Origin of the sequence: Nevskia sp., assembly GCF_023266035.1 — a bacterium.
Lineage (GTDB): Bacteria > Pseudomonadota > Gammaproteobacteria > Nevskiales > Nevskiaceae > Nevskia.
Genome location: NZ_JAHFRY010000012.1, coordinates 14156 through 34833, shown reverse-complemented (window position 1 = coordinate 34833; position 20678 = coordinate 14156). Strand labels below are relative to the sequence as shown.

Below are 20678 nucleotides of genomic sequence, written 5' to 3'. Positions count from 1 at the left end.
CGAAAAACGTTCTAATTCGCGGATGGTCACGCCCTGCTCCGCCCTGCCCGATCACGCCCTCGCCGACCTGCTCGGCCCCTGGGGCTTGAGCATCGTCTGGCTGCCAGCCGACGCCACGATTCCCGGCAGCTACTGGGGCGAGCCGGAAGCTGGTCTGGTCGGCGCGCAGCTCTATCTGCGGCCGGACACGCCTGTGCATTCGGCGCTCCACGAAGCCTGTCACTGGATCTGCATGGACGACGCCCGCCGCGCCGGCCTGCACACCGATGCCGGCGGCACCGACACCGAGGAAAACGCGGTCTGCTATCTGCAGTGCCTGCTGGCCGAGCAGCTGCGCGGCTACTCACGTGCTCGGGTATTCCTCGACATGGATGCCTGGGGCTACAGCTTCATCCTCGGCTCGGCAGCGGCCTGGTTTGCAGGCGATGTCGACGACGCGCGGCGCTGGTTGCTCGCCAATCGCCTGATCGACGACGACGACCGCGTGCAGCTCAACCCTTGGTCGGCCGCTTCCAGCCCGGCAACGAACGCTGCTCTCGCGAACGGTTGATGGTCAGCTGATCGGCCGGCGCGTCCTTGGCGATCGTCGAACCGGCGGCGATGTAGGCGCCACGGCCGATGGTCACCGGCGCGACCAGTTGGCTGTCGGTGCCGATGAAGGCGTCATCGCCGATCGTCGTCGTGAACTTGTTGGCGCCATCGTAGTTGCAGGTGATCACGCCGGCACCGATGTTGACCCGCGCGCCGACCACCGCATCGCCGACATAGGCCAGATGGTTGGCCTTGGAACCAGCGCCGACCGTGGTCTTCTTCAGCTCGACGAAATTGCCGATGTGCACGCCGTCACCGAGCACGGTGCCGGGCCTGAGCCGCGCATAGGGGCCGATGATGCAGGCGCGGCCTGCGCTCGCTTCATGGAGCACCGAGAAGGCATCGATGCGGGTGCCGGCGGCGATGCTGACATCGCGCAGCAGGCAGTACGGGCCGATCTGCACGTCATCACCGAGTTCGACCTTGCCTTCCAGCACGCAGCCGACATCGATGCGCACGTCGCGGCCGATGCTCAAGCTGCCGCGCAGATCGAAGCGCGCCGGATCAGCCAGATACAGACCGTCGCGCTGCAGGCGCTCGACGTTGCGGCGCTGGAAGGCGCGCTCGGCGCGCGCCAGCTGCAACGGGTCGTTGACGCCTTCAACTTCCTCACTGGCAGCCGCACTGACCGTGCGCACGACGATGCCGTCCTTGGCCGCAAGGCTGACGACATCGGTCAGGTAGTACTCCCCGTTGGCGTTGTCATTGCCGACATGGCTCAGCCAGCGGCGCAGCCGGCGCGCAGACGCTGCCATCAAGCCGGTATTGACCTCGCGAATCTGGCGCTGCTCCGGTGTGGCGTCTTTCTCTTCGACGATGCCGGTAACCCGCCCGGCGGCGTCGCGCAGGATACGGCCGTAGCCGCGCGGCTGATCGAGGGTGACGGTGACCAGTGCGAAGCCATCCTTCGCGGCCGTGATCAGCGCCGCCACCGTTTCCGCCGTGATCAGCGGCACGTCGCCATAAAGCACGACGACCAGCGCGGTATCCGGCACCTCCGGCATCGCCTGGGAGACTGCATGCGCGGTGCCGAGCTGCTTCTGTTGCAACACGGAGCGCGGCGGTTCTGCCGAGCGCGAGGCCAGCCAGGCGCTGACTTTCTCGGCGCCATGACCGAGCACGATGTGCGACAAAACGATGCCGGCGGACGCTGCGGCATCGAGCACGTGGCCGAGCATCGGCTGGCCGCCAACCGGGTGCAGCACCTTCGGCAGTGCGCTTTTCATGCGCGTACCCTGGCCTGCGGCGAGAACGATGGCGTGGACTCTGTCTGTCATGGCATGAACGCTGGAATTCAGCGGCGATGATAAGGCCATTGCAAGGGCCACAAAAAAGCCCGCCACGCGAATCGCGAGGCGGGCCAGAGTTGATCAGCCGGTCTCGAAAGACCCGCCGATCAGCCGGTTTTCAAGCCGTGACCTGAACCAGTTCGCGGCGCTCGTCGCCACCTTCGGAACGGCTCTTCAGCAGTTCCCAGTCGACCAGCAGCGCGGAACCGTTGACCGGCGCCATGCGCGCCCAATCCTGCAACAGCACCAGTACCGCGTAATCGACGTGACGCAGACGTTCGATGTCCAAACTCAGCTCGGTGCCTGGTTCGATCTCGTCGAGAATCTTCACGATCCACGGAATGTTCAGGAAGGTGGCGAAGCCGACCATGCGCAAGGTCTTCTGGTTCGGCTGATTGCCGGCCTTGAGATTCAGGTGCAGCCGTGCCGAACGCAGTGCCAGGCGCAGCAGCGCGAAGCCGATACCGACCATCACGCCCATCAGCAGATCGGTGGCCACGATCACCAACGCAGTGACCGCGTAAACGGCGACATTGCCGCGACCGAACTCGGCCAGTTCCCTGACCTGCGAAGGCTTGACCATCTTGAAGCCGGTGTAGACCAGGATGCCGGCCAGTGCTGCAACCGGAGCCATGCGCAACAGCCACGGCAGCAGCAGCACGAAGGCGAGAATCCAGGCGCCGTGCAGGATCGTCGACAGCCGCGAAGTTGCACCTGCCTGCACGTTCGCCGCGCTGCGCACGATCACGCCGGTCATCGGCAGTGCGCCCATCAGGCCGCAGAGCGCGTTGCCAACGCCCTGCGCTGCCAGCTCGCGGCTGTACTTGGTGCGCGGGCCGTTGTGCATGCGATCAACTGCGGCGGCTGACAACAAGGTTTCGGCACTGGCAATGAACGCGAAGGCGAATGCCGAAACCAGCAGCGTCGGCTTGGAGAACAGCAGCATCGCGTCCTTCGGCAGCACCCAGTCGATCCCCGCGACCAGATTGTCCGGCAGCGCGACTCGGTTGATCGGCAACTGCATCAGTTCGGCGATCGCCGTCGCCGCGACGATTGCGAACAGCACGCCGGGGAACAGCCTCAGTTGCTTCGGCCGCAGCTTGTCCCAGGCCAGGATCATCGCGATCGTTGCCAGACCCAGCAGCGCCGCCTGGGCCCCTGCGCCGTTGGTGATCGAGTTGAAGATCAGCTTCGGTGCCGCGAAGAAGTTCTGGAAACCGGTTGGCAGCGGCTTGGCATCGAACATCACGTGGAACTGCGAGGCGATGATCAGCACGCCGATGCCGGCGAGCATGCCGTTGACCACCGCCGGCGACACCATGCGGAACCACATGCCGAGGCCGGTGATACCGGCCACGACCTGGATCAGTCCGGCCAGCAACACCACCGGGCCGAGTGCCACGATGCCGTGTGTCTGCACCAGTTCGAACACCAGCACCGCCAAGCCGGCAGCCGGACCGCTGACCAGCAGCGGCGAACCGGCAATGGCGCCGACGGCGAGGCCGCCGATGATGCCGCTGATCAGGCCTGCCGCTGGCGGCACGCCGGACGCGATCGCGATGCCCATGCACAGCGGCACGGCGACCAGGAACACCACGATCGACGCCAGGAAGTCAGCGAACAGATTGCCGCTGCGGGCTGGGCTGCTCGCCGCCGTGTTCGGAACGGCGCTCACAGATCGGTTCCGGCATAGACCACGGCGCGAATGCCATTGGCGCGCGAGGCCGCCGTCGATGGGCGCCGCTTGCCCTCGGCAAGCGCATCGGCTGCCGCCACCGGAAGCTTTGCGGTGATGGTGTCATCCTGAATTTCCAGGGTGACGAACTTGCGCTCATCCGGATCGAAAACCCGGATGTCGGCCGTTTCAATGTCGTAGATCCAGCCATGAATGCCGAGCTTGCCGGACGCGATGCGGGCGGCGACCGACGGATGGGTCCGCAGGTGGTCCAGCTGGGCAATGACGTTTTCTTCGGTCAGTGCGTACAGACGGGAGGCGTTGCTGTCGAGCGTGTAGTTCTCATCGAGCACATGCTTGGCCACTTCGGCGTGGCGCAGCCAGGCCGCGACAGCCTGCATCTCGCTGACGCTGGCCGGATTCAGCGTTGCCTTCATCGCGCCGCAATCGGAATGGCCGCAGATGACGATGTCCTTCACGCCGAGCGCCACAACGGCGTATTCGATCGCCGCCGACACGCCGCCGGTGAACTGCGCATACGGCGGCACGATGTTGCCGACGTTGCGAACCACGAACAGCTGGCCCGGATCGCTTGAGGTGAAGTACTCCGGCACCACGCGCGAATCCGCACAGGTGATCACCAGCGTGTGCGGCGCCTGGGCCGAAGCCAGCTTTTTGAACAGGCGCTGCTTAGTCGGATACGTGACCTTGCGAAACAACTCGAAACCCTTGATCAGCTTTTCCATCTCGTCACCTTGAATGTCGTCGGCCGAGACTGCAGCGCGCATCTTCGATGCGGACACAGTTTGCTCGACACGTTGGAATATCGGATTGCACTACTTGCTCGATCCTCATGCGGCATCACGCCGCTTACGGATGGGCTCTGGAGACTTCTGGCAACCGCTCAAAACGCGGTTGCCGGTGGACTCAGGCTTGGAGCAAACGCCCCTGCACCCCGATCCGGATGTCCGGGGGGCGGAAGGTTTCCGACGACATGCGCGTGATGGCGCCAAAGTCCCTGTTGCGGGGAACGCGGCCAACCGCAGGTTGCAGCAGATGCGTGAACTCACGCAGGAAGAACAGCTTGATGTCATGCGTTTCGTCGAGGGCCACCAGGGCCATGACGTCGGCTTCGCATTCATCGCCTTCACTACCGGCAGAGCAGTCGACAGCTTCGTCGTCGACCTGCACGGCAAGCGCTTTCGCTGCCGCGAGATCCACAGATTTCGCCGCAGCCATGATTGCCGCAGCCTCGGAGCCGGGCACGCGCGGGTTGTCCTGAATCGCCGATACCGATTGCGCCACCCAAGTCACCGTGCACATCGCGAACACGAACAAAGACACAATCCGCATGGCGCGGGTCGCGACGAGTCGTCGGATGGTGGGGAACAGGGACGGTTGCATCGCTCTGGTTTCGGTTACCTGTGCTTACGACATTGGAGAACGCAAAAAGTGCGCCCTCGGTTGCTTAACCGCTCAATAGACCATCACTGAGCCTATGTTTACGGCCTTGCCGCTTCACTTTCAAGACAATCCTAGCGCCTGATCGACCAGCGGCTGCGCGCGAAGGCTGTGGGGCAACTCTGGGGCGATTCGGAAACACCATGAAAAACGCCGACTCGGAGTCGGCGTCATTTTCCAGCAGCGTTCTCGCCTGGATCAGTGCGTCGACTTCTTGATCTTGGTCAGGAAATCGGCAAGCGCGACAGCCTGAATCAGCTCGGCCTGGGCTTTCGCCAGATCGACATCGCTCTTGGCGTTCGACAGCTTTTCTTCGGCACGACGCTTCGCTTCAGTTGCCAGCGCTTCGTCGCAGTCCTTGGCACGGATGGCGGTATCGGCGAGCACGGTCACGAGGTGCGGCTGCACTTCGAGAATGCCGCCGCCGACGAAGAACGCCTGCTCGCTGCCGTCGGCTTGCTTGACACGCACTGCGCCCGGCTTCAGACGGGTCAGCAGGGGTGCATGACGCGGCGCAATGCCGACTTCGCCCATTTCTGCCGGGGCGAACACCATCGATGCCTGACCGTGGTGGATCTGGCCTTCGGCGGAAACGATGTCGATTTCAATGGTTGCCATATGCAGTGCTCAGTGGCTCGTGATCAGTGGCTAGTAAAAGCAGCGGCTGTTTCAACTGGCCACTGGCCACCAGCCACTGACCACTGCTTCATCACAGCTTCTTGGATTTCTCGACCGCTTCGTCGATGGTGCCGACCATGTAGAACGCCTGCTCCGGCAGCGCGTCATGCTTGCCGTCGACGATTTCGCGGAAGCCGCGGATCGTTTCCTTGAGCGACACGTACTTGCCCGGCGAGCCGGTGAACACTTCGGCAACGTGGAAGGGCTGCGACAGGAAGCGCTGGATCTTGCGCGCGCGGCTGACGGCCTGCTTGTCGGTTTCCGACAGTTCGTCCATGCCGAGAATCGCGATGATGTCCTTCAGTTCCTTGTAGCGCTGCAGCACGCCCTGCACGTCGCGGGCGGTGTTGTAGTGCTCCGAACCGACGACATCCGGATCGAGCTGGCGCGACGTGGAATCGAGCGGATCGACGGCCGGGTAGATACCGAGCGACGCGATGTCACGCGACAGCACGACCGTGGCATCGAGATGCGCGAAGGTGGTTGCCGGGGACGGATCGGTAAGATCGTCGGCCGGCACGTAGACGGCCTGGATCGAGGTGATCGAGCCGGTCTTGGTCGAGGTGATGCGCTCCTGCAGGGCGCCCATTTCCTCAGCGAGCGTCGGCTGATAACCCACGGCCGACGGCATGCGGCCGAGCAGTGCCGACACTTCGGTACCGGCCAGCGTGTAGCGGTAGATGTTGTCGACGAAGAACAGCACGTCGCGGCCTTCGTCGCGGAAGTACTCGGCCATGGTCAGGCCCGAGAGCGCGACGCGCAGGCGGTTGCCCGGCGGCTCGTTCATCTGGCCGTAGACCATCGCGACCTTCGATTCCGGCAGGTTGTCGCGAACGATGACCTTGGAATCCGACATCTCGTGATAGAAGTCGTTGCCTTCGCGAGTACGCTCACCGACGCCGGCGAACACCGACAGACCCGAGTGTTCCTTGGCGATGTTGTTGATCAGTTCGAGCATGTTGACGGTCTTGCCGACGCCGGCACCGCCGAACAGACCGACCTTGCCGCCCTTCGCGAACGGGCAGAGCAGATCGATGACCTTGATGCCGGTCTCGAGCAGTTCGGTCGAGCCGGACTGGTCTTCGTAGCTCGGCGCATCGCGGTGGATCGGCCAGTGGTGCTCGGATTCGACAGGACCGACTTCGTCGATCGGCTCGCCGAGCACGTTCATGATGCGGCCGAGCGTGGCACGACCCACCGGCACCGAAATCGGCGCCTGCGTGTTGGTCGCGATCAGGCCACGCTTCAGGCCGTCCGAGGAGCCCAGCGCGATGCAACGGACCACGCCGTCGCCGAGCTGCTGCTGCACTTCGAGCGTCAGCTCGGTGCCGGTGACCTTGAGCGCGTCATAGATCTTCGGAATCGCGTCGCGCGGGAACTCGACGTCGATGACGGCGCCGATGATCTGTACGATTTTGCCGTTGCTTGGGCCAGTGCTCATCGCTGTTTCTCTATCCAGAATTCTTGGGTTACTGCTTGAAGGATTTGCTTAGACTGCTGCGGCGCCGCCGACAATTTCCGCCAGTTCCTTGGTGATGCTGGCCTGACGGGCCTTGTTGTACGCGAGCTGCAAGCCGTTGATGATCTTGCCGGCGTTATCGGTGGCTGCCTTCATCGCGACCATGCGGGCGCTCTGTTCGCTGGCCACGTTCTCGACCACGGCCTGATAGACCTGCGATTCGACATAGCGCTGAAGCACGGTATCGAGCAGTTCGGTGGCGTTCGGTTCGTAGATGTAATCCCAGTTGTCGGCCAACTTGACCGCGTTGGCATCGACTTCGACGGGCAGCACCTGACGCACACCCGGACGCTGGGTCATGGTGTTGACGAACTGCGTCGAGGCCAGATACAGGCGATCGATACGGCCTTCGCGGTAGGCATCGGTCAGTACCTTGATCGAGCCGAGCAGCTGGTCGAGATGCGGCTTGTCGCCGAGCTGCGAGTTCTGCGCCACCACCTTGCCACCGACCCGGCGGAAGAAGCCGAGGCCCTTGCTGCCGATGACGGCGTACTCGACGTCGAGGCCCTGATCGCGCCATTCGCGGATCGAGCGGGTCAGTGCACGGAACAGATTGGTGTTCAGACCGCCGCACAGGCCGCGGTCGGTCGACACCACCAGCACGCCGATCCGCTTCACCGGCCGCTCGGCCATGAACGGATGGGTGATCTCGGTGTTCGCCTGCGACAGATGGGCGATGGTGCGGCGGATCTTCTCGGCGTACGGACGCGCTTCAGTCATGCGGACCTGGGCGCGGCGCATCTTCGAGATCGCCACCTTTTCCATCGCGCGCGTGATCTTCTGCGTGTTCTTCACGCTTTTGATCTTGGTGCGGATTTCCTTTGCGCCTGCCAATGTAGTTCTCGGTCGTGCCTAGAGGTGGACTGGCGGACTCAGATCGCGGACTGCTTCTTGAACGCCGTGATCGCGGCCTTCAGTTCGCCTTCCAGCGCATCGTTCCAGTCGCCCTTGACGTTCAGCTTGTCGAGCAGCGGCTTGTGGCTGGTCGCCAGGAACTGCTGCATGGCGACTTCGAAAGCGCCGATCTTTTCGACCGCAACGTCATCGAGGAAGCCCTTTTCGGCGGCGTACAGCGAAGCGGCCATTTCGGCGACCGACATCGGCGCGTACTGCTTCTGCTTCATCAGTTCGGTGACGCGCTGGCCACGCTCGAGCTGCTTGCGGGTCGCCTCATCCAGATCCGACGCGAACTGCGCGAACGCCGCGAGTTCACGGTACTGGGCGAGCGCCAGCTTGATGCCGCCCGACAGCTTCTTGATCACCTTGGTCTGGGCCGCACCACCGACGCGCGACACCGAGATACCGGCGTTCATGGCGGGACGGATGCCGGCATTGAACAGATCGGTTTCGAGGAAGATCTGGCCGTCGGTGATCGAGATCACGTTGGTCGGCACGAAGGCCGAGACGTCACCCGCCTGGGTTTCGATGATCGGCAGCGCGGTCAGCGAGCCGGTCTTGCCCTTCACCGCACCGTTGGTGAACTTTTCGACGTAATCGGCGTTGACGCGGGCCGCACGCTCGAGCAGACGGGAGTGCAGATAGAAGACGTCGCCCGGGTAGGCTTCACGGCCCGGCGGGCGCTTCAGCAGCAGCGACACCTGACGGTAGGCAACGGCCTGCTTGGAGAGATCGTCATAAACGATCAGCGCATCTTCGCCACGGTCACGGAAATATTCGCCCATGGTGCAGCCGGAGTACGGCGCGACGAACTGCAGCGCAGCCGCATCGGACGCCGCAGCGGCGACGACGATGGTGTGCGCCAGCGCATTGTTCTCTTCCAGCTTGCGGACGACGTTGGCGATCGACGAAGCCTTCTGGCCGATGGCGACGTAGACGCACTTAATGCCGGTGGACTTCTGGTTGATGATCGCGTCGATCGCCATCGCGGTCTTGCCGGTCTGGCGGTCGCCGATGATCAGTTCGCGCTGGCCGCGGCCGATCGGGATCATCGCGTCGACGGCCTTGTAGCCGGTCTGCACCGGTTCATCGACCGACTGACGGGCGATGACACCCGGAGCGATCTTTTCGATCGGGCTGGTGCCGTCGCTGACGATCGGACCCTTGCCGTCGATCGGACGACCGAGCGCATCGACGACGCGGCCGAGCAGGCCACGGCCGACGGGCACTTCGAGAATGCGGCCGGTGGTCTTCACCGTGTCGCCTTCGGTGAGGTGCTTGTAGTCACCGAGGACGACGGCGCCGACCGAGTCGCGCTCCAGATTCAGCGCCAGACCGTAGGTCGGCTCGCCGCCGACGCCCGGGAACTCGAGCATTTCGCCCTGCAGCGCGTCGGACAGACCGTGGATGCGGACGATGCCGTCAGCCAGCGACACGATCGTGCCGGTATTCCGGGCCTCGGTCGCGGCCGCGAAATTCTGGATGCGGCTCTTGATCAGGTCGCTGATTTCGGAAGGATTCAGTTGCATGTCATGTGCTCGGTTCTAGCTCGCCGTTTTGGGCCACGGCAGGCCGGGAAATTAGTTCGAATCCGCCGAATGAGGTTCGGGGATTCAGGCAATCAGCTGCTGACGCAAACGATCCAGTTCGCCGACGGCCGAGCCGTCGATGACCAGATCGCCAGCGCGGATCACGGCACCACCCAGCAGGCTTTCGTCGACCTTGGTGGTCACATTCAACTTGCGGCTGAGGCGCTTGGCGACTGCATCGATCAGCTCGGCCAGACGCGCCGGCTCGACCACCGATGCCGTGGTGATCTCGACATCGATCGTCGCCTCGGCCTCGGCGCGCAGCGCTTCGAACTCGGCAGCGATCGCCGGCGCCAGCTTCAGGCGGCCGTTGTCGATCAGCAAATGCAGCAGGTTCGAACCGTCGGCGCCGATCTGCGGGCCGATGGCCTCGACCAGCGCCTGCGACAGCTGACCCTTGCTGACCGCCGGATGGCCGATGGCAGCAGCCACCGCCGGATCGCTGACCGCGTCAGCCAGTCCGCGAAGAATCGCCGACCAGTCGCCGAACCGCGATGCATCGCGCGCGAGCTCGAACACCGCTTTCGCGTACGGCCGCGCCAGTGTGCTCAGCTCGGCCATCAGACTTTCGCCGCCAGCTCAGCAATCAGCTCGGCGTGGGCGCCGGCATTGATCTCGCGCTTCAGGATCTTCGAGGCACCGGCAACCGCCAGCTCACCGACCTGCTTGCGCAGCGCATCCTTGGCCTGCGTCACTTCGCGAACGACTTCGGAGTGGCCGGCGGCGACGATGCGAGCCTTTTCGGACTCGGCATCGGCACGCGCCTGCTCGACCATCTGGGTCGCCTGCTTGTTCGCGGCGGCAACGATGTCCTGAGCCTGCGTACGCGCAGCCTTCAGAGTTTCGTCACCGCGCGAGGAGGCTTCGATCAGCGCTTTCTGACCCTTCTCCGCCGCAGCCAGACCGTCGACGATGCGCGCGCGGCGCTCGTCGAGGGCCTTCGTGATCGGCGGCCATACGAACTTCATCGTGAACCAGACGAAGATCGCGAACACGATCATCTGGCCGACGATGGATGGAATACTGGCCTGCATCGCTTAGGCTCCGTAAAAGAGGATCAAACAGCCTTCAGACAGCGCGCTTTACTGCGCGGCGGTCGTGACAACGGCGAGCAGCGGGTTCGCAAACATCATCAGCAGGCCCATGGCAACGCCGATGATCGCGACCGCGTCGAGCAGGCCGGCGATGATGAACATCTTGGTCTGCAGCATGTTCGCGAGTTCCGGCTGGCGAGCGGCGCCTTCCAGGAACTTGCCGCCCAGCAGGCCGAAGCCGATGGCGGTACCGAGGGCTGCCAGACCGAAGATCAGACCGATGGTCAGCGCGGTGTTGGCTTGGATTTGGGCGACGAGTTCCATGAAGTGCTCCGTTGGGGTTCTGCGTTGAAAAGCGTTGAGGTTTTTACTGAGTGAGGTGCTGCGGCAGCTACAGAAAGCTACTGCTTGAAAGCGACTGCTTAATGGTGCTCAGCGTCGTGATTCTCGTTGGCCATGCTCAGGTACACGATGGTCAGCGTCATGAAGATGAACGCCTGCAGGGTCACGACGAGAATGTGGAAGATCATCCAGCCCATGCCGGGAATGACCTGCGCCCACCAGGGCAGCAGCGCGATCAGGATGAAGATCAGCTCGCCTGCGTAGAGATTGCCGAACAGTCGCAGCGCCAGCGACAGCGGCTTGGCGAGATATTCGACGGTGTTCAGGATGATGTTGAACGGCAGCAGCTTGGCGCCGAACGGATGAGTCAGGAATTCCTTGGCGAAGCCGACCACACCCTTGGACTTGAAGCTGTACCAGAAGATGAAGAAGAACACCGACAGCGACAGCGCGAAGGTGGCGCTCATGTCGGCGGACGGCACCACACGCAGATGCTCAAGGCCGAGGACATGCTCGCTGAACAGCGGCAGCAGATCGACCGGCACCAGATCCATGCAATTCCACAGGAACACCCAGCAGAAGATGGTCAGCGCGAACGGAGCGACGAAGGAACGATCGCCCTTGAAGCTGTCCTTCACCGAGTTGTCGACGAATTCGATGATGACTTCGACGAAGTTCTGCAGCTTGCCCGGCACGCCGCTGGTGACTCGCACGGCAGCGATACGGAACAGGGTCAGAAAAATGAGGCCGAGTACCGTCGAAAACACTAGGGTATCGATGTGCCAGTTCGTCATAGAGACGAAACCCGCATCGTGATTCGACGTCAGATGCATCAAGTGATGCGAGACGTATTCCGCTGGAGTCTTGGCTGCGCCGCTTTCTGCTGACATCACGAATCCCAGGTCAGAGCCCACCAGTAAACCAAAAGCGCAACCGCAAACGTCGTAATCAACGGTGCGAAATTGCTGCCAAATATTTTCACTGCCATCACGAACAACACTGCTGCCAACGCAAACTTACGCATCTGCGCGCGGAAAAAATTCGTGACCACCAGATTGGGGTCATCGGAATGTTTACCGAACGTCTTGAGCGCTGCATAAAACGTCAACGTTGCTGCAATTCCCCCGCCCACCGCGGCCGCCAGTCCCGAATGGATTCCACCGATCCAAGTCCAGATCACAGCTCCCAGCAAGGCGATGAAAAGCTGCTGCTGGGCGATTCGTCTGGCTGTTTTCATGCGAGCTATGAGCTCCGCAATGAGCGCCGGGAGGCGTCGAAGCGCGCGGAGTATACGCAGCAACAACGCCGATCTTCAACCATTACGTCCTGAAATCCCTGCAATCGTCGCGCATTACGTTTTTCATAGGCTCCGTCATGCCGATGCAAATTGTCACCGATGTGAGACTTCTGGTGCAGATCAGAACCATGTCCAAAGGACGCCAAATAACCGTAAAGGCGAGAAATGGTGCGTTGCGGCAATCAGGCTGCCGTGATCGATACCGTCGAACTGCACCAGCTTCGTGACAGACGACGGCTTGAAGACCGGCGCTCGGCAGCAGGTTTCAGCGCTTCATCAAGCGGCCGACCAGGCGGGTCATCAGCGCACGCGGCACGAGGGCGCTCGCCGCCGCGCTGATTTTCATCAATCCGCCCGGCACCACGAGGCGGCTGCGGCCCGCCAGACCATCGAGAGCGGCATCGACCACGGTTTCCGCCGACACCATGGTTCCGGCTGGCACTTTCTTGCGCAGGTTGTGAGCGCCGGTCGCTTCAAAGAAGCCGGTATCGACCGGTCCCGGGCAGACCGCCATCACGTGCACGCCGCGGCCGCGCACTTCTTCCCACAGCGCATCACTGAACGAATAGACGAAGGCCTTGGTCGCAGCATAGACGGCGAAGTACGGCATCGGCTGGAACGCGGCCGATGAGGCGATATTGATGATGCCGCCGTGCTTGGCTTCCAGCATCGCCGGCAGGAAGGCATGGGCGAGATCGACAACCGCGGCCGCATTGAGGCGGATTTCTTCGGCTTCACGGCCCGCGTCCTGCTTCTCGAACGCACCGGTGGTGCCGAAGCCGGCGTTGTTGATCAGCAGATCGACGTGCATTTCCAGTGCATCGACCGCCTTCTTGAGCTTGGACCCGCATTCCGGCTTCGACAGATCGGCAGCGATTACCTGGATGTTGCGACCGGTTTCGCGGGTCAGCTCGCCGGCCAGTGCGCGCAGCTTGTCTTCGGAACGGGCGACCAGGATCAGATCGGTACCGGACCGGGCGAGTGCTGCGGCGAAGGCAGCACCGATGCCGCTGGAGGCTCCGGTGATCAGAGCGGTCTTGTATGGCGACATGGGCGAGTCTCGTATCGGTTCAGCGCGGGATGCTGCGCCGCCGCAGTGTACGCAGTGCCTTGCGAAACGAGAGATTACCTTTGGGCCAGTGTGCTTCGGCCCCACTGCAGACTTCAGCGCAGCAGCTTCAACACCTGCTGCAGCTGCGCGTTGTTGTCGAACGAGATCACCAGCTTGCCCTTGCCACGCGGAGACTGGGTCAAGGTCACCGGCAAGCCGATGCGTTCGCCGATTTCGCTGGCGATCGGCGACGGCGGCAGCGGCGCAGGTGCAGCCGCCGGCGGTCGCGAGGTAGCCATCAGCAGGGCTTCGGTCTGGCGCACGGTCAGTTCGCGTTCGACCACCTGCTTCGCCAGTTCCGCCTGCCGGCTGGCCGTGGCGCCCATCAGCACCTTGGCGTGGCCGAGCGAGATCAGGCCGTTGCGAACCATCATCTGAACGCCTGCATCGAGATCGATCAGGCGCAGCAGGTTCGAGATCGAAGCGCGTGACTTGCCGACCGCTTCGGCCGCCTGTTCATGAGTCAGACCGCAATCATCGATCAGCCGGCGCAGCGCTTCGGCTTCTTCGAGCGGGTTCAGATCGGCGCGCTGGATGTTCTCGACCAGCGCCACCGCCATCGCCGCGCGGTCTTCCATCTTGCGGACCACAGCCGGAATGACCGACAGACCGGCCAGCTTCGCCGCCCGCCAGCGCCGTTCACCGGCCACGATCTCGTGCTGGCCGCCTTCGATCTCGCGAACGATGATCGGCTGCACCACACCCTGCGCCTTGATCGATTCGGCCAGCGCTTCGAGCTGGCTCTGATCGAAACTGCGCCGCGGCTGATGGCGGCCGGCGACCAGACTATCCAGCGCCAGTTCGCGCAGCTCATCGCCCGCCGTTTCCACCGCCTGCGGCTGCGAACTGCCGAGCAGCGCGTCGAGACTGCGGCCCAACCCCCGTTTCTTGACCGACATTTATTGATTTTCCAGAGACATCTGACCGCCATCATGGCGACGCAGCAATTCCCCGGCCAGCGCCAGATAAGCCTTGGCCCCGGCCGAAGAAGGATCGTAGGTGATCGCCGGCAGACCATGACTGGGCGCTTCGGCCAGGCGCACGTTGCGCGGCACCAGGGTGCGATAGACCTTGTCGCCGAAGTGCTGCAGCAACTGGGCCGAAACATCGTTCGACAGGTTGTTGCGCGGATCGAACATGGTCCGCAGCAGGCCTTCGATCTCCAGCCGCGGATTGATCACCCGCTGGATCTTCTTGATCGTGTCGACCAGCGCGGTGAGCCCTTCAAGCGCGTAGTACTCGCACTGCATCGGGATCAGCACGCCGTCGGCGGCGACGAAAGCATTGACGGTGAGCTTGGAAAGCGCCGGCGGGCAGTCGATCAGGATGTAGTCGTAATCGACGGCCACCGATTCCAGCGCCAGCTTCAGCGCGAAATCACCCGCGGGCATCTCGCGCAGCTTGATTTCGGCTTCGGTCATGTCGGCATTGGCCGGCATCACGCCGAAGCCGAGGCCTTCGGGATGAATGATCACCGCCTGCGGCGTGACCGCTTCGAGCAGCACGTCGCGAACGCTGTAGAGCAGGCGGTACTTGTCGACGCCGCAGCCCATCGTCGCATTGCCCTGGGCATCGAGATCGACCAGCAGCACGCGCCGCCGCGTCGCCGCCAGCGAAGCCGCGAGGTTGATGGTCGTCGTGGTCTTGCCGACGCCGCCTTTCTGGTTGGCGATCGCGATGATGCGGGTCATTGAGTTCGGTGAACGGAGAGCGGGTGCGTAACAGGCTACAGCACGGCGTCGGCAGCAGGCCTGCGGCCGATGATCAGCAACTGGCGCATCTCATCGAGGCCGGGCACCAGCAGGCGATGGGTCGACTCGATCGCGAAGCCCGCCGGCAGGCCGGCTTTCTCTGCCGTATCGACATGCGCCTTCATCGATAGCCAGCGGGTGTCAGCGCCACCGAGATGCTCGGTCACGCCGATATAGTCGGCGAGGCTGGCGAACGCGCGGCTGATGATCAGCGGGTACGGCTCGGCCGGCTGATGATCCTCGGCGCGGCCTTCGAACACTTCGGCATTCGGCAGTGCCATGGTGCGGATCACATGGCGCATGAAGCGGGCTTTCTTGCCGGCGGAATCGAGCGTCGTGACGTTCAAATCAGGCCGGACGATCGCCAGGATCAGGCCCGGAATGCCGGCGCCGCTGCCGGCATCGAGCATCCGCGCACCGGGCGCGTAAGCCGGCAGCGCCTGCAACACCGCGAGCGAATCGAAGACATGGCGGGTAACCATCTCGTCGACGAACTTGATGCCGCTCAGGTTGTAGGTGGCGTTCCATTTCTCCAGTTCGCCGAGGTAACGCATCAGCGGCTCGGTCAGGCCCACGTCCAACCCGAAGCGTTCCAGCCCTGCGCGCAGGCGCTTTTCGCTGTGCGGATGCTTGCTGTCGCTCATCGGCGAGACCGGGGCACAGCGAATGGCGATGGGTTCGAACAGCAGGCGGGCATGGCACAGGCACGGGAATCAGGCCGCGCAGTATAAGCCCGAGGTTCCGGCCACCCCGCCCGCGTCGTCCCGGGCGTCAAATTGCCGGCCGCGCGCCGCGCCGCTGCTGCTCGACCATCAGGCAGCGATCCTGCACGACCAGGATGCCGGCCTCGGCCAGCGTCATGGCAAAGACATCGTCGCGAATGCCGGTCTGCAACCAGACCGCGCGTGGCTTGGCAGCGAGCAGATCGTCGAGATGACCAGGCAAGGCGGCCGGCAAGCGGAACACGTCGACCAGATCGATCGGCCCCGGCACATCGACCAGCCGCCGATAGACCGGCTGACCGAGGATGCTGGTGACGTCGCGGTAATAGACCGGCACCGGCACGATCTGGTAACCGGCCGCCGCCAGTGCTGCCGGCACGTAATGCGCTGGCTGATCGTCATGCGATTCCGGCTTGATGCCGAGCACGGCGATGCGCCGCGTCGCCGCCAGCAGCGCGCTGATGTCGGCAGGAGTGTCGAGCAGGTTCGGGTGGCGGTTCATGGTCAGTGTCAGTATCAGTGGCCGTGGTTGGGGCCGTTCGAGAGCAGGTACTGGTAGCCGCCGCCGTGGCCGCGCACAGTGCGGATCACGGTCGGGTCGCCGGGGATCGGTTCGATCTTCCTGCGCAGCCGGGTGATGCGCAGATCGATCGCGCGATCGAACACTTCGCCGGGATCGGTGCCGGACAGCATCAGCAGCTTGTCGCGCGACAGGATCACGTTCGGATGCTCGGCGAACGCGCACAGCAGGCCGAACTCCGCGCCGGTGATCAGCAGGATATCGCCCGTCGAATCAACCAGGCGGCGCCGTGCCCGATCGAGCCGCCAGCGGCCGAACCAGCGCGCGCTGTCTTCCGCCAGCATGCCCTGCGCCGCGTCTGATGCTGGCGGCGCGGCCACCGCCGGCCGATGCCGGCGCAGCACGCTGCGCACGCGGGCCAGCAGTTCACGCAGATCGGCAGGCTTGGCAACGTAATCGTCGGCACCGAGTTCGAGACCGACGATGCGATCGGCCAGCGCATCGCTGCTGGTCAGCATGATCAAGGGCACATCGGAGCCGGCGCGCAACCAGCGCAGCACGCTCAGGCCGTCTTCATCGGGCATCACCAGATCGAGGATCACGCAGTCCGGCGGGCTGCTCGCGAACAGGTCGCGCAGGCTGGCGCCACCGTCGCAGGGCAACGCCGAATAGCCCTGGCCCGCCAGGTAATCGACCAGCAGTTCACGCAGCAGCGGGTCGTCGTCGACGATGGCGATCCGGGGTGACAGGGTCAGGCTCCTCTGGGCGAACGCAGGCTTGCGCTGCGCATGCAGAGATTAGCGTGTCATTGCTTCCAGGCGGGATCAGCCGGCGTCGAGCTGCTGGCGGATGGCGTTACGAAGGCCCACGTCGAGCCGATCGAGCACGATCAGCCGCAGCCGGATTTCGTCCGCTGCGGCATCGCTCAGCAGCGCCTGCTCGAGCTGGGCCGAGACATCGGCGACGTCGACGGCACCCAGCGTTGCCGCCACACCCTTGATCGTATGGGCCGCCCGTTTCGCCGCACCGGCAAAGCCTGCGGCGAGCGCCTGTTCGATCTCCACTGCAGCGCGCGGCGTATCGAGATAGCGCCGCGCCAACTTCGTCCACAGATCCCGGCTGCCGCCCAGACGTTCGATCGCGGTGGCGAAATCGCAACCATCATCGCCGGCCACCGAGACGTTCGACGGCGGGGTTGCAGGCACCCATGGCAGCGCTGCCGGCGCCGACGCGAGTACCGGCCCGGTCTGGCTCCAGTGCGCCAGCAGCGCATACAGGCGGCGCACATCGATCGGCTTGCCGAGATGGTCGTTCATGCCGGCGGCCAGGCAGCGCGCGCGGTCCGCAGGCATCGCGTTGGCGGTCATCGCGATGATCGGCAGATACGCCAGCGCGCCGCCGATCTCGCGCAGGCGGCGGGTGGCTTCTAGGCCGTCCATCAGCGGCATCTGCAAATCCATCAGCACGGCATCGAAGCGCTGGGCGCTCGCCATTTCGACGGCAACGCAGCCGTTTGGCGCAATGCACACCTCGACCCCCGCCGCTTCGAGCAGTTCACTGGCGACCTGCTGATTGATCTCGTTGTCCTCGGCCACCAGCACCTTCAAGCCGCGCAGCGATACCGGTCGCGGCAGTTCCTCGCCAACCGCCGGCGCAGACGACGACGCCGGACTGCCGAAGGCATCGAGAATGGCATCGAGCAGCAGCGATGGGTTGACAGGCTTGACCAGGAATCCATCGAGTCCGACGTCGCGCGCCTCGTGCTCGATTTCCTCGCGACCGAACGCGGTGACCATGATGATCAGCGGCGGTTGCGGCGGGCCGAGGGCGCGAATCCGTCGCGCCGCTTCGATGCCATCGATCTGCGGCATCTGCCAGTCCATCAGCACCAGGCCGAAGGGATCGTGGCGCGAACCCCGGACCCGCGCCACCGCTTCGATCCCATCGCCGGCAACGGTGACGCGGAAGCCGAAGTCCGTGAGATGGCTGTCAAGAATTTCACTCGCAATCGGGTTGTCATCGACCACCAGCACACGCAGATCGCGCAATGCTTCCGGCACGACGCGCGCCGCCGGCGTGGCGGCGACTCCGAAGCGCACCGTGAAGCGGAAACAGCTGCCCTGCCCCGGCTGGCTGTCGATGCTGATGTCGCCCTCCATCATCTCGACCAGACGCTTGCAGATCGTCAGCCCCAGCCCGGTGCCGCCGTAGCGGCGCGTGGTCGAGGAATCAGCCTGCGAGAACGCCCGGAACAGTCGGCTGATCTCGTCCTGGCTCATGCCGATGCCGCTGTCCTCGACGGCAAAGCCGAGCCGCACCTCGTGCTCGCTGCGTTCGACCACGCCGACTCGCACCACGACGTCGCCAGCATCGGTGAACTTGATCGCGTTGCCGGTGAGGTTGGCGAGAATCTGGCCGAGCCTGAACGGATCACCGATCAGCGCATCGGGCGCACTGGCGTCGATATCGAACGACAGCTCCAGGCCTTTCTGCGCGGCATGCACGCTGAGCATGCCGGACAGGTTTTCGAGCACCGCATGCAGCTGGAACGGTGTCGCTTCGAGCGATAGCTTGCCGGCTTCGATCTTCGAGACATCGAGCACGTCGTTGAGCAACTGCAACAGCGATCGCGCCGAGCTGTGGATCTTGGCCAGATAATCGCGCGCCTGCGGCAGATCGCGCGAGCGATTGCCAAGCTGCGACAAGCCGAGAATCGCATTCATCGGCGTGCGGATCTCGTGACTCATGTTGGCCAGAAACTCGCTCTTGGCGCGGCTCGCGGCCTGTGCCGCTTCGGTCGCCGCGGTCAATTCCAGTTCCAGCGCCTTGGCGTGGCTGATGTCCTGCCAGACGCCGGTGAACGCGGTACTGCCGTCAGCCTGGCGACGCGGCATGCCGATGGTGCGCAGCCAGCGCAGTTCGCCGGTCTTCAGGTGGCGGATCCGGAAATCGCGGCGCATCTCGGTCTGGGTCTTGATCGACTCTGCCGTCGCCGCCAGCATCGCAACCAGGTCGTCCGGCATGATCGCCTGGATGATCTGGGCGTTGAGCCGCACAGGATCGCTGGACGGTTCGATGCCGGCCAGTTCGCGGATACCTTCGCTGACGAAGGTGGTTTCAAACTGGTTGTCGCCGAAGGCCCGGAAGCGATAGACCAGCCCCGGCACCGCCTTGACGATCTCGCTCAGGCGCTGCTCGGTGGCTTCCAGTTTCTGCCGGGTGGCAACTTCGGCGCTGACATCGAGCGTGAAGCCGCTCCAGGCGACCGAGCCATCGTCCTGCGGCACCGGCTTGGCGAAGGTGCGCAGCCAGGCTTCGCGATCGCCCGCCACCTTCGAGCGATAGGTGACTTCGATGTTGCGCTGCTCCTTGGCACCGAGCATGAAACCGCCGACCAGCTTCGCCCGGTCCGCGCCGCTGACCAGGCCGATCAAGCTCATCGGATTGTTCAGCACCTCGTCGCGGGTCTTGCCGAACAGGGCGGCGCCCTGATCGCTGATCATCGTGTAGCGGCCGACTTCGGTCGGCGCCATGCGGTACTGGTAGACCACGCCGGGCAGCGAATCGGTGATCGTGCGCAGCTGCCGCTCGGCGCGCTCGGCGACATCGCGCAGCGAGCGTTCGGTGGCGATCAATCGTTCGCGGCTTTCGATCTCGTCGGTGACATCGTTCCACCAGCCGTTCCAGAGAAAACCGTAGTCGGTCTTGCGCGGCGTGGCCGAAGTGCGCATCCAGCGCTGCACGCCATCAGGCCGGACGATGCGGACATCGACCGAGAACGGCTTCACGTCGACCGCCGACTGCACATAAGCCTGGTAAAGCGGCGCCGAATCTTCCTGCAGCACCAGGCTCGGCGGAAGCATGGGATCGTCGAGTACCGCTTGAGACTCGATCCCCAGCACCTCGCGAACCCGGCTGCTGACGTAGTGATAGCGGATGCGCCGATCACGATCCATGCTGAGCTGGAACACCGCGCCGGGCAGCGATTCGGCGAGATCGGCCCAATCGGCCAGATTGGCCTGATGCCCGTCGCCCACCGCCGCACTCAGCCGGCTGAGGTCTGCGTCTGCTGGCGTTTCAGCGGAGAACGGTGGTTCGGCATCGGTCATCGCAACGCTTCGGTCCGGGTTCATCACAGCACTTGCTTCTATCCGCCCAGCGTACGCAGCGCCGGTATCAGTCTGATGTCACCGCGCTGACAC

At 64.0% G+C, this 20678-nt stretch carries 21 protein-coding genes; 1 reads left to right on the top strand and 20 read right to left on the bottom strand.

Annotated features, from left to right (window positions below; all coding sequences use genetic code 11):
* Positions 1–22 precede the first annotated feature (22 nt).
* Positions 23–550 carry a hypothetical protein gene (locus Q0D45_RS02830; protein WP_293388206.1) on the top strand — a complete coding sequence of 176 codons (528 nt, stop codon included), beginning with the start codon at positions 23–25 and terminating at the stop codon, positions 548–550.
* Here the strand turns inward: Q0D45_RS02830 and glmU are convergent.
* The 20 genes from glmU to Q0D45_RS02730 form a co-directional block, all read right to left on the bottom strand.
* Complete coding sequence (glmU, locus tag Q0D45_RS02825) at positions 492–1868, bottom strand: bifunctional UDP-N-acetylglucosamine diphosphorylase/glucosamine-1-phosphate N-acetyltransferase GlmU (RefSeq protein WP_293388203.1); 1377 nt, start codon at positions 1866–1868, stop codon at positions 492–494. The genes Q0D45_RS02830 and glmU overlap by 59 nt on opposite strands.
* A 130-nt stretch (positions 1869–1998) precedes the next feature.
* Positions 1999–3504, bottom strand: a complete 1506-nt coding sequence (locus tag Q0D45_RS02820) for a SulP family inorganic anion transporter (protein WP_366946324.1) — start codon at positions 3502–3504, stop codon at positions 1999–2001.
* 47 nt (positions 3505–3551) lie between these two features.
* Positions 3552–4301, bottom strand: coding sequence for a carbonic anhydrase (locus Q0D45_RS02815; RefSeq protein WP_366946323.1), 750 nt, complete (start codon positions 4299–4301; stop codon positions 3552–3554).
* A 181-nt stretch (positions 4302–4482) separates the two neighbouring features.
* The gene (locus Q0D45_RS02810; protein WP_293388194.1) at positions 4483–4959 is read right to left on the bottom strand and encodes a hypothetical protein; all 477 of its coding nucleotides are present in this window, start codon (positions 4957–4959) and stop codon (positions 4483–4485) included.
* A gap of 255 nt (positions 4960–5214) precedes the next feature.
* Positions 5215–5634 carry a F0F1 ATP synthase subunit epsilon gene (locus Q0D45_RS02805; protein WP_293388191.1) on the bottom strand — a complete coding sequence of 140 codons (420 nt, stop codon included), beginning with the start codon at positions 5632–5634 and terminating at the stop codon, positions 5215–5217.
* A gap of 91 nt (positions 5635–5725) precedes the next feature.
* Positions 5726–7135 carry a F0F1 ATP synthase subunit beta gene (gene atpD / locus Q0D45_RS02800; RefSeq protein WP_293388188.1) on the bottom strand — a complete coding sequence of 470 codons (1410 nt, stop codon included), beginning with the start codon at positions 7133–7135 and terminating at the stop codon, positions 5726–5728.
* A 48-nt stretch (positions 7136–7183) separates the two neighbouring features.
* The gene (gene atpG / locus Q0D45_RS02795; protein ID WP_293388185.1) at positions 7184–8047 is read right to left on the bottom strand and encodes a F0F1 ATP synthase subunit gamma; all 864 of its coding nucleotides are present in this window, start codon (positions 8045–8047) and stop codon (positions 7184–7186) included.
* A 38-nt stretch (positions 8048–8085) separates the two neighbouring features.
* Entirely contained in the window at positions 8086–9639 is a 1554-nt protein-coding gene (atpA, locus tag Q0D45_RS02790) for a F0F1 ATP synthase subunit alpha (RefSeq protein ID WP_293388182.1), read from the bottom strand.
* Between the two features lie 84 nt (positions 9640–9723).
* Entirely contained in the window at positions 9724–10260 is a 537-nt protein-coding gene (locus tag Q0D45_RS02785) for a F0F1 ATP synthase subunit delta (RefSeq protein WP_293388180.1), read from the bottom strand.
* Positions 10260–10733, bottom strand: a complete 474-nt coding sequence (locus tag Q0D45_RS02780) for a F0F1 ATP synthase subunit B (RefSeq protein ID WP_293388178.1) — start codon at positions 10731–10733, stop codon at positions 10260–10262. Before Q0D45_RS02780 ends, Q0D45_RS02785 begins: the two co-directional genes overlap by 1 nt.
* Positions 10734–10781: 48 nt before the next feature.
* On the bottom strand, positions 10782–11057 hold the full coding sequence (atpE, locus tag Q0D45_RS02775) for a F0F1 ATP synthase subunit C (protein WP_293388177.1): 276 nt from the start codon (positions 11055–11057) through the stop codon (positions 10782–10784).
* Between the two features lie 98 nt (positions 11058–11155).
* Positions 11156–11965 (bottom strand): F0F1 ATP synthase subunit A, encoded by an 810-nt coding sequence (atpB, locus tag Q0D45_RS02770; protein WP_022976123.1) that lies wholly within the window; start codon positions 11963–11965, stop codon positions 11156–11158.
* Positions 11965–12312 (bottom strand): ATP synthase subunit I, encoded by a 348-nt coding sequence (locus Q0D45_RS02765; RefSeq protein ID WP_293388172.1) that lies wholly within the window; start codon positions 12310–12312, stop codon positions 11965–11967. Before Q0D45_RS02765 ends, atpB begins: the two co-directional genes overlap by 1 nt.
* 325 nt (positions 12313–12637) lie before the next feature.
* Entirely contained in the window at positions 12638–13423 is a 786-nt protein-coding gene (locus Q0D45_RS02760) for an SDR family oxidoreductase (protein ID WP_293388169.1), read from the bottom strand.
* A gap of 113 nt (positions 13424–13536) precedes the next feature.
* A complete protein-coding gene (locus Q0D45_RS02755) occupies positions 13537–14382 on the bottom strand; it encodes a ParB/RepB/Spo0J family partition protein (protein ID WP_293388166.1) in 846 nt (281 codons plus the stop codon).
* Positions 14383–15174, bottom strand: a complete 792-nt coding sequence (locus Q0D45_RS02750) for a ParA family protein (RefSeq protein WP_293388163.1) — start codon at positions 15172–15174, stop codon at positions 14383–14385.
* A 35-nt stretch (positions 15175–15209) separates the two neighbouring features.
* Positions 15210–15878, bottom strand: a complete 669-nt coding sequence (rsmG, locus tag Q0D45_RS02745; protein ID WP_293388160.1) for a 16S rRNA (guanine(527)-N(7))-methyltransferase RsmG — start codon at positions 15876–15878, stop codon at positions 15210–15212.
* Between the two features lie 127 nt (positions 15879–16005).
* Positions 16006–16458 carry a CoA-binding protein gene (locus Q0D45_RS02740; RefSeq protein WP_293388157.1) on the bottom strand — a complete coding sequence of 151 codons (453 nt, stop codon included), beginning with the start codon at positions 16456–16458 and terminating at the stop codon, positions 16006–16008.
* Positions 16459–16472: 14 nt separating this feature from the next.
* Positions 16473–17174 (bottom strand): response regulator transcription factor, encoded by a 702-nt coding sequence (locus tag Q0D45_RS02735; RefSeq protein ID WP_366946322.1) that lies wholly within the window; start codon positions 17172–17174, stop codon positions 16473–16475.
* A gap of 126 nt (positions 17175–17300) precedes the next feature.
* Positions 17301–20609, bottom strand: coding sequence for a response regulator (locus Q0D45_RS02730; RefSeq protein ID WP_293388154.1), 3309 nt, complete (start codon positions 20607–20609; stop codon positions 17301–17303).
* Between the last annotated feature and the right edge of the window lie 69 nt (positions 20610–20678).